This window comes from Endozoicomonas sp. ALD068 (assembly GCF_049310145.1).
GTDB lineage: Bacteria > Pseudomonadota > Gammaproteobacteria > Pseudomonadales > Endozoicomonadaceae > Endozoicomonas_A.
Genome location: NZ_JBLYNU010000004.1, coordinates 5226989 through 5241796, shown reverse-complemented (window position 1 = coordinate 5241796; position 14808 = coordinate 5226989). Strand labels below are relative to the sequence as shown.

Genomic DNA, 14808 nt, shown 5'->3' with positions numbered 1-14808 from the left:
AAGTATCCGTTACAAGTCATGCAAATCACTAATGCTGATCAACTAAGTCCAATCCTGTGTCTGGACTAGCTTCCGGGTGTGTTCTTCTGTCTGCAGAGTCCGGATCGACGACGGACTGTTCTTGATCGTTCGTCAGCAAGGAGGCCGTGTCAAAATCTGTGACAGTTGTTTCTGTTTCAGAAGATCTCTGAGCAGAAGGGACAGGTGCTTCTGGCGAAGCTTTAGCTGAGCCATCTGACATGCTGGTGTGGGAATCATCTGGCTGCATCTTTGCGTCTTTTAAAATATAACCGACGCCGTAAAGCTCGCCATAAGATTTCAGGAACATCCAATGACGGTAGCCACCACTTGCATCACTTGTAGCCCCGGCGTCTGTGTTAGGAGAGGTGACGGTTGTTTCTGTTTCAGAAGATCCCTGAGCAGAAGGGACAGGCGCTTCTGGCGAAGCTTTCCCTGAGCCATCTGACATGCTGGTGTGGGAATCATCTGGCTGCATCTTTACGTCTTCAAAAATATAACCGCGACCGTACAGCGTGCCATAATTTTTCAGGAACATCCAGTGACGGTAGCCACCACCTGCACCACTTGTAGCCCCGGCGTCCGTGTCAGGAGTGGTGACGGTTGTTTCTGTTTCAGAAGATCCCTGAGCAGAAGTGACAGGTGCTTCTGGCGAAGCTTCCCCTGAATCATCGGATTTGCCAATGAGGTTTTCCAGCTTCTGTATAAGATGTCTTATGCCTATAACTTTAAATTTATCACCAATAGCATCCTGGGCGAGCACTAAAGCGTATCGCAGCTTCTCGAGTTCTTCCTGTGGCATATCTTTCGGAATCTCTTCTCCAGAATGTGCACTAAAAGAAAATGCACTAAATGTTACGCCTTCAGATGCATAAATTGCTGTAGCCTTTTCCCTGTCAGAGAAGGTCCAGCCTTGTCGCTCGTAGACTTCACTGACCTTGGCTAAAAGCAAAGAGATGTCATTCATTAAAGAGATATAAACATAATCAGACTCGTTTCTGTCTTCTGGAGGAGTTCGGGAATAATCGGTTGCTCTTTCCGGTGGGTCATTGTCTTCACCGCCTGAGCCAGCCCCAATACCTCCACCACTGCCGATATTACCTGCCCGAGAGTCAGTGGACCCGGAAGCAAGAGGTGCATCGGCAGGCTTTTTCACTTCACCTCCCTCACCTTCTTTTCCATTATCTGCATCCATAGGCTCTTCGGAGGAATAAGGATCGCTGATAATGGCCGCTTTACCATGTCCTGAATAGACCAGCCAGGCATATTGACTCAGGGGAACACAGTGACTGCTGCCTTTGCAGAAGCTTGTGTTGGGATAAGTGGGAAAAAGAGTCATGTCGGGAAAAATAAAATACTCATTTACTTCAGCCTGTTTCAGCACTCCCCCAGGGAAAGCTTCTTTTCCTTCCAAGCCGTCAGGATGTTCATTCAGGTGCTGGATCAGGTTGATAATCAGTTGAAGAACTTCCGGCATTAATAAGATAGCCGGGACCAGGAATGAGTGATAGGGTTCGGATATCTCAGAATCGCTGAATTCAGAAATAATGAACGTTTTTCCATGAAAAGAAAATCTCATGGTGTTGAACTGAGAATCAAACACCAGCCTTATCTTGTTCAGTCTGAGAATATCCAGATGATTCAGATAGACCTGCTCTAATGCAGATGTTGTTTTGGAAGTTCTTTCTGCGGTTTTAAATGCAGTGACGAAAACACCTTCATCAGGTTCAGAAATCTCAATAGAGGAGGAACCGGCAGTGGCAACATTTAATTGAAGAAATGTTTTTGTTTTACTCAAAGGGGACGCTTCGGGTTGATAAAACAAATTATCAGTCCATTGTGATTCAGGAAGTCCCAATACTTCTATAGGTGATAGATATAAGTCCGTTGTTTTGGGTTGGTAGTTATAAGAAATCGAATGATGGACCAGGTCAGACCATTGTCCTGCTTCACTGTAAAATGACACAAGGAGAGGGACTATCGGAAGCAACCGATACTGCATTTGTATACTCCACTTTAGTACCTAACCAGTTGGTTTCGCATATTCTGGACGGCGGCTTTTTCCATCCTTCTGCGTTCCAACTCTGGTTGCGTAGCTATGGCTACGCGCCCGTCGTTGCGCCTTGAAGGATGAAAAAATCCACTCGCCAGAATATGCGAAACCAACTGGCCAGGTAATTAATCAACATTATTTATGCAAAGGTTATTTTTAGCAGTAGTTGATCGATATGCAAAAAAATTGTTTTTTATTTGTCTTCCAGCCATTTGGCAGAACTGCTTTCAAGGTTTGTGACGATTTAGCTGATTACGCTTGGAGGTAAATATTTTTCAGGATACACTCATTCAATAGGTCAGCAAGGAAGCGCAACTGATGAAAATCAATCCGTCTTCTACTTCGACTGCACTGGACTATGGTGAAAACCCAAACAAAAGCTCAGGCGATCAGGGTGAAGGTTCTCAACAGGGTGGCGATGAGTATCAGCCTAAAGTCCCTCAAAAGGAGCGGGGGCTCAACTCTGCCCGAAATCTGCGATCCCGAAAAGCTTCAAAAAAACGCAATAAGAAGCGTGGGGCCCGAAAACTTTCTGAGCGTCGGGCCCGTCAAAAAGACAAAGACGAGTATCAAAATGGCAGCGAGTCTGATGTCTAAATCTCATCAATGTTGATGAGTAACCTCCTTTCTTTGGATGACATACCTTTGCGCAGCTCTCTGTTTTTTGAAGGGCCAGAACTGACTACGGGCTCTTCTTCATCCTTCGCTACCAGCAATGGAGCTGTGTCAGGAGGCACGACTGTTGTCTCTGTTTCAGCTGATTCCTGATCAGAAGTTGCAGGTGCTTCAGGTGGTGGTGTGGATGGTTTCTGGGACGCTTCCTTTGAGTCATCGAATTGAACGCTTTGGTCATTCGTCAGCTTCTTCCAGCTTCTTTTACCATGATTTATACGATAAAAACGGCCTCTGAAATTTGCGAATTTTTCTATCTGGACAGTCTCGATGCGTCTGTCTTTTGATGCATTACGATTCAGTCTGGCAATTGTAGACCTTTCCAGGTCAGACCTTGATTGAGCATCTCGCTCGTCAGCTTCATCATCTTCAGGTAGTAGGAAAGAGGTTTCGTCATCTTCAAATTCGTTTCTGTCTTCTGGAGGTGTTCTGGAATAATCTGTTGCTCTTTCAGGTGGATCATTTTCTTCACCGCCTGAGCCAAGCCCGACGTATCCATTTCGGACATTACCGACCCGGAAGTTAGTCAATCCGGCAGGTGCTGGTCTATAGACCGTTTTTTTCCCTCTATCGCCATTACCTCTTTTTCCTTTTTTTCCATCCATAGGCTCATCGGAGGAATAAGGATCACTGATAATGGCTGCTTTCCCATGCCCTGAATAGACCAGCCAGGCATATTGACTCAGGGGAACACAGTGACTGCTGCCCCTGCAGAAGCCTGTGTTGGGCTGAGTGGGAAACAGAGTCATGTCGGGAAAAATGAAATACTCATTCTCGTCAGCCTGTTCGAGCATTCCCCCGGGGAAAGCTTCTTCTCCCTCTATACCATAAGGGTGTTCATTCAGGTGCTGGACCAGATTGACAACCAGTTGCAGGACTTCGGGCATTAACAAGATAGCCGGGACCAGGTATGAGTGATAGGGTTCGAAAATTTCAGAATCGCTGAATTCGGAAATAATGAAGGTTTTTCCATGAAAAGAAAATTTCATGGTGTTGACCTGAGAGTCAAAAATAAGACTGATTCTGTTCAGTCTGAGAATATCCAGTTGATTCAGATAGACCTGCTCTAATGCAGGTGTTGTTTTGGAAGTTCCTTCTGCGTCTTTAAATGCACTGACGAAAACACCGCCATCGGCTTCAGAAATCTCAACACAGGAAGCACCAGCTGTAGCAATGTTCAATTGAAAAAGTGTTTTTGTTCCACTCAGGGGGGGTGTTTCGGGATGATAAAATAATTCATCGGTCCATGGTACTTTGGGAGCTTCCGACAATTGAAGTAAATGTGGAAGATTCCGGTCCATTATTATTTTGGGTTGGTTGTAATAATAAGAAGTTGAATACTGGGCTAAGTTAGGCCATTGTCCTGCTTCACTGTAAAATGACACAAGGAGTGGGACTATCGGAAGAAACCGATACTGCATTTGAATACTCACTTAATAAATTTTATTTATGATGACAATGTATTTAGCAGTAGTTGATTGATATGCAAGAAAATTGGTTTTTATTTGTTAGATGCTGCGACATCCTTCCTGATTCGGGTAGTTGAGCATTCAGCGGCCCTGTGGTCATATGGGCCGGTTATCTGCACAGATTGGGTTAATGGGAAGTGAGGCTATGGTGAAATCAGAAAACTACGATGTACTGGTGGTTGGCGCAGGTATGGTGGGTGCCGCAATTGCTTGTGCTCTGGGTCTCAAAGGTATTCGTATTGCAGTTTTTGACCGGGCCTTACCGTCAGCATTCAAACCTGATCAGTTGCCGGACCTGAGAGTGTCGGCACTGAGCTATGCATCAGAGCAGATTCTGAAAAACCTGGGAGTCTGGCCATACCTGCAAACCATGAGAATGTGCCCATACCGACGCATGGCTGTATGGGAGAAATTGCACTTTCCGCTCGGCAGTGAAACGGATAAGCGTCCTAATCAAACCGTATTCAACGCAGCAGATATCAGGCACGACCAGCTGGGTTTTATTGTCGAGAATCGCATCACTCAGCTGGGTCTTTTAAAAAGGCTCAAAGATGTAGAGTCGGTATCCTTGTTCGCCCCGGCAACTATTGAAAGTATGAATCTAAAGGGTGAAAAGCCTGAAATCATGCTGCAGGATGGAAGTGTATTTAAAGCGGATCTGCTTATCGGGGCTGACGGTGCCCAGTCCAGAGTCAGGGAGCAAGCCAATATTCGTCTTGACACTCGTGAATATGAGCAACAGTGTCTGGTGGCTACTGTAGAGATTGAAGGCGGCTTGCAGGACATTACCTGGCAGGCTTTCACGCCTACCGGACCGGAAGCCTTTCTGCCACTGCCCGATATCGACAGCAAAAGTTATGCGTCTATTGTCTGGTATAACTTGCCTGAGAATGTCCAGAAACTCATGAAACTTTCGGACACTGACTTTCTGGAAGAGCTGTCATCGACTTTTCCCAAAGAGTTACCACCGTTGCTTAAGCTGCACGGGAGAGGCTCGTTCCCGCTGGCCCGTCGTCATGCCATGAACTATTTCACTAATGGAGTAGTACTGGCAGGCGATGCCGCACACACCATCAACCCTCTTGCGGGTCAGGGGGTCAATCTGGGCTTTCAGGATGTTGCCTGGCTGGCAGAGGTACTGACTGATGCCTTTCAAGCGGGTGAGTCACTGGGTAGCCAGAAAGTGCTATCGCGTTACGAAAAAGCTCGTCGCAGAGACAATCAATTGATGATGAGTACTATGGATGCTTTCTACCTTGCTTTCAGCAACAACAGTTTGCCCCTGAAGGTTTTGAGAAACGTTGCATTGAGTCTTGCCGCTAAATCAAAGCCTGCCGTGAAGGAAGTCATGAAATATGCCATGGGCATTTCCGGGCGACAGGCTGAATTAGCAAAATCGTCGTAAATTTTTGACAGGGTAGGAAGTGTCAGAAAAAAGGCCTGAAAAAACAGGCCTTCATTTATTAGTGCACTTTAGTCCATTATGTCACTGCTTCAGACAACGTCTTTTGGAGAGCTCTGCCGCCGGACTGGAGGCCAGTGTAGCCACCAGATCTTTAGCAAAGTACTCTCTGACCTCACCAGTGTCCATCAGTACCTTGATCCGACCATTTCGCAGGCATTGATATAATCGCCCCTGCTCGCAGGTGATTCGATCTTTAACTATCAGATTTCCGGCCATCTTCCTAACCTTGTTACTCAACCATCTGAACGAAGTTCCCTGTTATGAAACTTGCCGTCACAGCTCTTTGAATGTTTCTCATCTCTGTCATCTTTACCCGCGAGGCTATTCCATACTGCTGATCAGGCATTAGAATCTCGGGAACCCATATTATCGGGCCTTAGTCCTGACTCTTTAGTGACAGTTTTGCTACAGATAAATTAATTGAAAAGTCCGAACCAAAGCGCCGATAAGGACGGTAATGAAGTCAGCGTTCGGAATGTTTATGAGCTTTCAATCAGGCATGTTAAGCCGACTTTTTTTACCTTCTATCATTGTAATGCTGATCTATGGTTTCTGGGTCAGCCCCGAATTTCGTGAGATAGCGGCTGGTGTTGCTATTTTTTTGTTTGGCATGGTTTATCTGGAGCAGGGCTTTAAGGTCTATACCGGAGGGCTTCTTGAAGCTCTGCTCAAGAAGACTACCGATAAGGTCTGGAAAAGCCTGTCCTTTGGTGTGATTTCCACCGCTTTTTTGCAATCCAGCTCTTTGGTTTCGGTTATCGTCATTTCCTTTCTCAGTGCCGGACTGATAGGCCTGACGGCAGGAATCGGGATTATTTTTGGTGCAAATCTTGGCAGTACAGCCGGTGCCTGGCTGGTAGCTGTTTTTGGCTTGAAGGTTAAATTGTCAACCTATGCCATGCCCCTTTTAGTGATAGGAGTGCTCCTGAAATCCAACAAGTACAAGAATATTAATGGATTAGGTTACATCCTTCTTGGTATAGGCTTTCTGTTCCTCGGTATCCACTTCATGAAGGTGGGCTTTGATGCCTTCAAAAGCTCCATTGACCTGGCTGAATTTGCCATGCAGGGCTTTTCGGGGGTGCTGGTGTATACCGGGTTAGGTATGCTGGCCACCATCATTATGCAGTCAACCAACGCAACAATGGTTTTGACATTCTCGGCTCTTGCTGCAGGTCAGCTCAGCTATGAGAATGCCCTGGCCCTGGCCATCGGCTCAAATATTGGCACCACGATTACGGCCATCCTTGGAGCCATCAGTGCCAACGCAGAAGGTAAAAGGCTGGCTGTTGCCCACCTTGCTTTTAATGTCGTCACGGCCACCATTGCTATTGCTGCTCTCAAACCTCTGATGGGCGCAGTGGACTATCTGGCTTCTGTTTATGGTATTGCCGCGAATAATTACACCTTGAAGCTGGCCATCTTTCATAGCCTGTTCAACATCATTGGTATCGTGACCCTTTTGCCCTTCCTCAATAAAATGGTGCATTGGCTACAGATGCTCTTTACCGAGAGCACTCCGCAGGTTCCATTAAATCTTGCGGGGGATGAATCTTTGAAGGTTGAAAGAGCTATTTACCTGAACCCGGTCACTCTCAGTTATCCCGATACCGCATTGAGAGCCATTACCAAGGAGTGTGGACATCTCTATCGCAATACTCTTGAGTTGATCTGTTATGGCATTTATCTCAGCGGTGAAAAGCTTCGTGAGTCTGACAACCTCGAAGAGTTGGTTCAGAGCTGGCGCAGGGATGACCAGCCCTGGACGATCAAGGAACTTTATATTCGCCACATAAAGGGTATCTATGCGGATATTGTCCAGTATTCTGGTGCCCTGGAAGGTAAACTCCCCAGGCAGCAAGCTCAGGAGCTGTTTGCCCTGAAAGTGGCCTGTCGTGATTTTGTTCAGGCCATCAAGCACGTCAAGCATATTTACAAGAACATGGGCAAATACACCCAGTCGGAAAATGAGCAGATTCGGGAACAGTACAATCAATTGAGGCTCTGTCTGGCTTCCGTTCTCAAGCTGGTTGACATTTTGGGCGTTCGTCGCAGTTACAGCCATATCCGTGAACATGCGGAACAACTGAAGAAAGAACTCAGGGAAAGAGACGGGCAAACCAACGAGACTCTGAACGAACTGATTCGCTCCGGACAGGTCGACCCATTTATTGCAAGCTCACTATTGAACGACAGCGCTCATGTTCACGATGCCTGCACAAACCTGATTGACGGTGCCGTCATCATGCTCACAAGGGACAGGGAAGAGTATCAGGAATTTGATATGTCTTCCGAACAGCCCCCCGATCCATCAGTTCACAGTTAATTTGAAGCCGACCTTATTCAGATACATTTTTTCTCGTTCAAAGTCGGCTGCTGTCAGGGGGTGATCTCCTAACCAACCTGATTCAAAGCTAACATTCAGAGTACGGTGACCCGCTTTTAAATCATAATGGGAGAAAGCCCCGTCCCGTATATGATTGAGCACAATCCCCAGACGCAGGAGCACAGTCAGCTTTAACAGCAGGTTGCTGTCTGAATGTTCAAGCAAGCCTTTCGGAATGGCTCTGCGATGCCCATGCACCAGCAGAGCCAGCTTTCTCTGCTGCTCTTTATTGAACCCCATCAGATCCGAGTGCTGGATCAGATAAGCGCCATGACGGTTGTATTGTGCATGTGAAATATCCAGGCCTACCTCGCACACCAGTGAAGCCCAGTTCAATAACTCCCGATCAGAAGCCACCAGTCCCCAGCTCTTTCTGACCTGATCAAAACAGGCCTGTGAGTAACGGTTAATCCCTTCTGCATTGGTCAGGTCAACATGATAGCGTTTCATCAATGCCGACAGGGTCCGGCCCCTGACATCCTCATGATGGTCCCGACCCAGCATGTCGTAAAGAACGCCCTCCCGAAGAGCACCCTCTGAGTATTGCATCCTTTCTATCTCGAAAGCGTCAAAACAGGCCATCAAAATGGCCAGCCCGGCAGGGAAGATAGCCTGCCGATCCGGTTTCAGGCCAGGGAAACGGACTCTGCCAGTGTGACTGAATTCCAGAACCTGACTTTTGAGCATGTCCATTTTTTCATGGGTAATAATTTCACCATGGCCCATGGCTGAGAGAATCGAACTCACTGCCCGAATAGAGCCAGAGGAGCCCACCGCATCCACCCAACCAAGATTTTTGTAGGCTTGTTCAATATTCAGGAGTTCCAGGCGCGCCGCATAATAAGCCGACTGAAAGCGCTCGGGGGACAGCTCTGCGCCGGGAAAAAACCGGTCGGTATAGGCAACACAACCCATATGAAGACTCTCGAGCAGTCTGGGTTCGAAGCGCTCACCTACAATCAGCTCGGTGCTGCCACCACCAATATCGACCACAACTCTACGATCATTGTCGTCTGATTGAGTCTGGGCTACGCCCAAATAGATCAGACGGGCCTCTTCCCGACCGGCAATAATTTCAACAGGATGATTGAGGATTTTTTCAGCTTTTTCGACAAAATCGCTGCTGTTCTTCGCTTTTCTAAGGGCATTGGTGCCAACGACCCTAAGTGCCTGAAAGTGCCTTCCGGACATATACTGGGCAAACTGTGCCAGGCAATTCAGTCCTCTTTTCATGGCCTGCTCAGAAAGACAATCATCCTCACTCAGACCGGCAGCCAACTGTACTTTTTCTCCAAGTCGTTCAATTGGCCTGATTTCCCCCTGTTCCACTCTGGCGACAATCATGTGAAAACTGTTGGAACCCAGATCAATAGCTGCCACGAGAGGCTGGCTGTTGGACTCAATACGACCCTGGTCTGTCATAATGTTCTTCTTCGACACTCCCGCAGCAATCAGTCCGGTTTTTTTCACCCGGGGCCCGTTGAGCTGACGGTTGGTTGAATAATCAGGCCATGACCAGACAATCAGTTTTTGTCATGCAAATCATGGTGCTGGCTAACATAAACCAGCAATATAACAGAAGGCTCTGGTTACAGCACATTTACTGTCAGCCGCACATTGTTGTATACCGGGCTGCTTGCGCTTAAAGCTTCTGTTTACAGGTTTTGGCAGAGATTTCGTGAAAGGAAAAAAGCCATACTTTCAAGTTTCTGATGATGAAAAATAAACATCCCATGAGTCATAAATTCGGCTGCAAAATCTGATTCATGCTGACAGCCGTATACAAATAATCATAACTCTGTAAACTACCACCCACAATAAAATCAGAGTGATCGAATTTGTTTCCGGGTTCATCCCTTTGCTATGATTCGTGCTCTGACATTAAGCAAAATGGCTAGGAGATCCATTCCATGAGCGAAATTGTCAATGTGACAGACGCTTCCTTCGAAGAGGACGTGCTGAAGGCAGAATGTCCTGTACTGGTCGACTATTGGGCTGAATGGTGTGGTCCCTGCAAAATGATCGCGCCCGTACTGGACGAAATCGCACTGGACTACGACGGCAAGCTGAAAATCTGTAAACTGAACATTGATGACAACGAAGCCACACCTCCAAAGTATGGCGTTCGAGGCATTCCAACACTGATGCTGTTCAAGGGTGGCAATGTTGAAGCGACCAAGGTTGGAGCCCTGTCCAAGTCTCAGCTGACAGCATTTCTTGATAGCAACCTGTAACAGAATCAATCTTACGGCTTTAGAGATTTCAGAAGCTTTCTGATACTCCCGGCCAGGAGATTTCTGGAAAAAATCAGCCGGATGAAGTCGAATCATCCAGCTGGTTTCACAGCATTGTGTGATATCACAAAGCAATGAGTCAGGATAGTCCGGCGCCCATCCATCATCGTCAGAATGAGGCTGATGAAAATCAAAAACACAGATACGAAATAGCTGTTTTCATGCTTGCTCCGAAGGGAAATATTTCTCAACAAAAAGTTTCTGAAAAGTTGACGTAGCAGGAGTTCTTGATTATTTTCCAGAAAAGGATATAGACTGTTAATTCGGGAGTTATTAGATCTGCTTGTTTCAGGTAAGCCTGTTGGATGCTTTTCTGGAGCTTTGAAGGTCCTTCTGAACAGCAGTAGTGGATACTCCGGCCACGTTTGTTTCGAGCTTGCCTTTACGATGTGGTTACAGCTTGAAAGCCGTTTTTATGAGCTTAGGCAGGCATCGATATTAAACGATGCTGAAAATAATAATCTCAATAATATCTGATCTTCCTGCAACTACGACGGCCATTACCTTTCAATTTAACGTTCGCGAACTCTTATGCATCTTACCGAACTGAAAAAAAAATCTGTTCCTGAACTTCTGGCGATCGCTAATGAAATGGGCCTTGAAAATCTGGCCCGTTCCCGGAAGCAGGACGTAATCTTCTCAATCCTGAAGCGCCACGCCCGCAGCGGGGAAGACATCTATGGCGATGGTGTTCTTGAGATCCTGCAGGATGGCTTCGGCTTCCTGCGTTCTTCCGACAGCTCTTATCTGGCAGGTCCTGATGATATTTATGTTTCACCCAGTCAGATTCGTCGATTCAATCTGAGAACCGGTGATAGCATTGCGGGTAAAATTCGACCACCTAAAGAGGGTGAACGCTATTTCGCACTGCTAAAAGTCAATGAAATTAATTTTGACCAGCCAGAAAACGCCCGTAATAAAATTCTATTTGAAAACCTGACCCCGCTGTTTCCACAGGATCGTCTGGTCATGGAAATGGGTAACGGCTCCACCGAGGATTTAACAGGCCGAATTATCGACCTGGTGGCTCCAATCGGTAAAGGTCAGCGTGGTCTGATCGTGTCCCCCCCTAAGGCTGGTAAGACCCTGATGCTGCAGAATATTGCAGCTAATATCACCCGTAACAACCCCGAATGCCACCTGATCGTTCTGTTGATTGATGAACGTCCAGAAGAAGTGACCGAAATGGCTCGTTCCGTGCGTGGTGAAGTGGTGGCCTCGACCTTTGACGAGCCTCCGTCACGACACGTGCAAGTGGCTGAAATGGTTTTGGAAAAAGCCAAGCGACTGGTTGAGCATAAGAAAGACGTGGTGATCCTGCTGGACTCCATTACCCGCCTGGCTCGTGCCTACAACACAGTTATTCCTTCTTCCGGTAAAGTTCTGACCGGTGGTGTTGATGCCCACGCTCTGGAGCGTCCCAAACGTTTCTTTGGTGCTGCCCGTAACATCGAGGAAGGTGGCAGTCTGACCATTATGGCTACCGCCCTGGTGGACACTGGCTCGAAAATGGACGAAGTGATCTTCGAGGAATTCAAAGGTACTGGTAACATGGAACTGAACCTCGACCGTCGCATCGCTGAAAAGCGCGTTTTCCCTGCCATTAACTTCAACAAGTCCGGTACTCGTCGTGAAGACTACCTGACCACAGAAGAAGAATTGCAGCGCATGTGGATTCTGCGCAAGATCCTGCACCCAATGGACGAAATCGGCGCCATTGAATTCCTGCTGGACCGCATGAAGCACACCAAGACCAATGAAGAATTCTTCCAGTCTATGAAGCGGAAGTAATCCATCATTATCCGGGGACAGGTCAGCCTGTCCCCATCTTCTCTCAGCCTCAGCTTTAACTTCCAATGAAATACAGGGACCTACGGGACTTCATCAAGCTGCTGGAAAAGCAGGGTGAACTCGTCAGAATCAAGACCGAAGTCGATCCGTATCTGGAAATGACCGAAATCAGCGACCGAACGCTTCGCAAGAAAGGGCCGGCACTGCTGTTCGAAAATCCAAAAGGTTATGACATGCCGGTACTGGCCAATCTGTTTGGCACAGAGCGCCGGGTGGCTCTGGGTATGGGGCAGGATAATGTCAGTGCGCTGAAGGAGGTAGGTCAGCTCCTGGCATATCTTAAGGAACCCGATCCACCCAAGGGCTTCCGTGATGCTTTGACAAAGCTGCCTGTCTTCAGACAAGTGTTGAACATGGGGCCCAAAGTGGTCAGTAAAGCCGTCTGTCAGGAAGTCGTGCTCAAAGGTGATGAGATAGATCTGAACCGGATTCCTGTTCAAACCTGCTGGCCCGGCGATGCGGGCCCTCTGGTCACCTGGCCTCTGGTCATCACCAAAGGCCCTGGAAAGGATCGACAGAACCTCGGAATTTATCGCCAACAGCTGATTGGTAAAAACAAACTGATCATGCGCTGGCTCTCTCATCGTGGCGGTGCTCTGGACTTCAGGGATTGGCAACAGCAATACCCTGATAAACCTTTCCCCGTAACCGTAGCTCTGGGTGCTGATCCGGCTACCATCCTGGGGGCAGTGACCCCTGTGCCTGACAGTCTTTCAGAGTATGCCTTCGCGGGCCTGTTAAGAGGCAGTAAAACCGAACTGGTTAAAAGCATCACCAACGATCTTCAGGTACCTGCCAGTGCCGAGATTGTTCTGGAAGGGCATATCTATCCGGGAGAGATGGCGGACGAAGGCCCGTTCGGTGATCACACCGGTTACTACAACGAAGTGGAGCGTTTCCCGGTCTTTACCGTAGAGTGTATTACTCACAGAAGAGATCCCATTTATCACAGCACTTACACAGGCAGGCCTCCCGATGAGCCCGCTATCCTGGGAGTGGCCCTGAATGAGGTATTTGTTCCCATTCTGAAAAAGCAGTTTCCGGAAATCGTGGACTTTTATCTGCCTCCGGAAGGCTGTTCTTACCGAATGGCGGTGGTGACCCTGCGTAAGGAATACCCGGGTCATGCCAAGCGAGTCATGCTCGGTGTATGGTCATACCTCAGACAATTTATGTATACCAAGTTCGTTGTTGTCACCGACGATGATGTCAATGCCAGAGACTGGAACGATGTCATCTGGGCCATGACGACTCGAATGGATCCCAAGCGGGACTGCGTCTTTGTTGAAAACACTCCCATTGATTATCTGGATTTCGCTTCACCCGTTGCAGGTCTTGGTTCCAAGGTGGGTTTTGATGCTACGAATAAATGGTCCGGAGAAACCGATCGGGAATGGGGGCAAACCATAACCATGACGCAGGAAGTCAAGGAACGGGTTGATGCACTCTGGGGTGATTTGGGTATAGACTGAAACAATTACAGCTCTTGATTATCACTCGGTTACCCGAGCTAGCAGCCTGTCGGACTCAAGCGCCCGTAGCGAGGATTGCGAGAAATTGAGGATAAAAATTTCTGCTTCTGAGGAGAATAGCGGGGCTATTTGACGAAGAGGCAGGAATTTTTAGACCAATTTATCGCAACCGCACGACTGCACGGATGCAGGAGCTAGAGCAACGCAGGAGCAGTTGCCGAGTAGGGCAGACAGGCTGCTAGTTACTTCTTAATACGGTCATCAGGGAAACCCCGGGCATTCCTGCTGGCTGTGATATTCGGGAGGGAGGTATTGTGCAGATAAGCGAGTCTTCCAGGCTGCGGTGCTCAGTTGCCGATACTCAGCTTCTCAGTTCCGACATTTACCGTATCAAACTGACTGCTGAGTCAGACTGCTTTCCTGGCTATTATCCGGGTCAGTATCTTGTTGTTCACCTTCAGAATAATGAAAACAATTGTTTTTCTATTGCTTCAGCGCCGCAAAAAAACCAGCAGCATCTGGAGCTGCATATTCAACAGCTGAAAGGCAGTCCAAACTCTCAACAGCTCTTTCGGGAAATAAAAGAAGGTGTGCTGAACGTCAGTTTGCCTCTAGGGAATTGCCATCTCCCTGACTCAATCGACAAACAGCAGCCCCTGCTTTTCGTTGCCGCCGGCACAGGCTTCTCCCAAATGAAAAGCATGATTGAGTATTGCCTGCGTCACCATCATCACGGTGAGATGCATCTTTACTGGGGAGCCAGAACACCTGCAGACTTCTATCTGCCCAACCTCCCTGTGCAATGGTCTGGCCAGGGCGTTCATTATCATCCGGTAGTCAGTGAAACCCATCATGAAGATGACTGGTGTGGGCGCCATGGGCTGCTGTATGAAGCGATTCTGGTCGATCGCGAAAAGCTGCTCGATTGTCAGACCTATATCAGTGGCTCACCACAAATGGTTTATACGACATATGACGTAATGATTGGAGACGGATTCCCGGAAAAAAACCTGCACTCTGACGTTTTTGACTACGCACCAAGAAAATAATATCGTCACGAATCTTGCTACCCTTCTGAATTGCAAATATAAACCCTGACCCATTAGCACAGTAATAAAAAACACTGCC

At 47.7% G+C, this 14808-nt stretch carries 11 protein-coding genes; 7 read left to right on the top strand and 4 right to left on the bottom strand.

Features of this window, described 5'->3' with window-relative positions; translation table 11 throughout:
• Positions 1–28: 28 nt before the first annotated feature.
• Complete coding sequence (locus tag ACO6V5_RS19300; RefSeq protein ID WP_422410129.1) at positions 29–1816, bottom strand: hypothetical protein; 1788 nt, start codon at positions 1814–1816, stop codon at positions 29–31.
• 573 nt (positions 1817–2389) lie between these two features.
• On the opposite strand from ACO6V5_RS19300, the gene ACO6V5_RS19295 reads away from it, so the two are divergent.
• Entirely contained in the window at positions 2390–2668 is a 279-nt protein-coding gene (locus ACO6V5_RS19295) for a hypothetical protein (RefSeq protein WP_422136164.1), read from the top strand.
• Here the strand turns inward: ACO6V5_RS19295 and ACO6V5_RS19290 are convergent.
• Positions 2665–3924 carry a hypothetical protein gene (locus tag ACO6V5_RS19290; RefSeq protein ID WP_422410131.1) on the bottom strand — a complete coding sequence of 420 codons (1260 nt, stop codon included), beginning with the start codon at positions 3922–3924 and terminating at the stop codon, positions 2665–2667. The genes ACO6V5_RS19295 and ACO6V5_RS19290 overlap by 4 nt on opposite strands.
• A gap of 433 nt (positions 3925–4357) precedes the next feature.
• On the opposite strand from ACO6V5_RS19290, the gene ACO6V5_RS19285 reads away from it, so the two are divergent.
• Positions 4358–5617, top strand: coding sequence for an FAD-dependent monooxygenase (locus tag ACO6V5_RS19285; protein WP_422410133.1), 1260 nt, complete (start codon positions 4358–4360; stop codon positions 5615–5617).
• 81 nt (positions 5618–5698) lie between these two features.
• On the opposite strand, the gene ACO6V5_RS19280 is transcribed toward ACO6V5_RS19285, so the two are convergent.
• On the bottom strand, positions 5699–5893 hold the full coding sequence (locus tag ACO6V5_RS19280; RefSeq protein ID WP_422136167.1) for a hypothetical protein: 195 nt from the start codon (positions 5891–5893) through the stop codon (positions 5699–5701).
• 265 nt (positions 5894–6158) lie between these two features.
• On the opposite strand from ACO6V5_RS19280, the gene ACO6V5_RS19275 reads away from it, so the two are divergent.
• Positions 6159–8003 carry a Na/Pi cotransporter family protein gene (locus ACO6V5_RS19275; RefSeq protein WP_422136168.1) on the top strand — a complete coding sequence of 615 codons (1845 nt, stop codon included), beginning with the start codon at positions 6159–6161 and terminating at the stop codon, positions 8001–8003.
• On the opposite strand, the gene ppx is transcribed toward ACO6V5_RS19275, so the two are convergent.
• The gene (gene ppx / locus ACO6V5_RS19270) at positions 7989–9485 is read right to left on the bottom strand and encodes an exopolyphosphatase (RefSeq protein ID WP_422136169.1); all 1497 of its coding nucleotides are present in this window, start codon (positions 9483–9485) and stop codon (positions 7989–7991) included. The genes ACO6V5_RS19275 and ppx overlap by 15 nt on opposite strands.
• Before the next feature lie 488 nt (positions 9486–9973).
• Here ppx and trxA point away from each other — a divergent pair, with 488 nt between their 5' ends.
• The 4 genes from trxA (at position 9974) to ACO6V5_RS19250 (ending at position 14729) form a co-directional block, all read left to right on the top strand.
• Complete coding sequence (gene trxA, locus ACO6V5_RS19265; protein WP_422136170.1) at positions 9974–10297, top strand: thioredoxin TrxA; 324 nt, start codon at positions 9974–9976, stop codon at positions 10295–10297.
• Between the two features lie 591 nt (positions 10298–10888).
• Positions 10889–12148: a transcription termination factor Rho gene (gene rho, locus ACO6V5_RS19260; RefSeq protein WP_257276489.1), complete on the top strand. Its 1260-nt coding sequence runs from the start codon at positions 10889–10891 to the stop codon at positions 12146–12148.
• 65 nt (positions 12149–12213) lie between these two features.
• Positions 12214–13680, top strand: a complete 1467-nt coding sequence (ubiD, locus tag ACO6V5_RS19255) for a 4-hydroxy-3-polyprenylbenzoate decarboxylase (RefSeq protein ID WP_422410136.1) — start codon at positions 12214–12216, stop codon at positions 13678–13680.
• 314 nt (positions 13681–13994) lie between these two features.
• Positions 13995–14729: an NAD(P)H-flavin reductase gene (locus tag ACO6V5_RS19250; protein ID WP_422410138.1), complete on the top strand. Its 735-nt coding sequence runs from the start codon at positions 13995–13997 to the stop codon at positions 14727–14729.
• Positions 14730–14808: the final 79 nt, after the last annotated feature.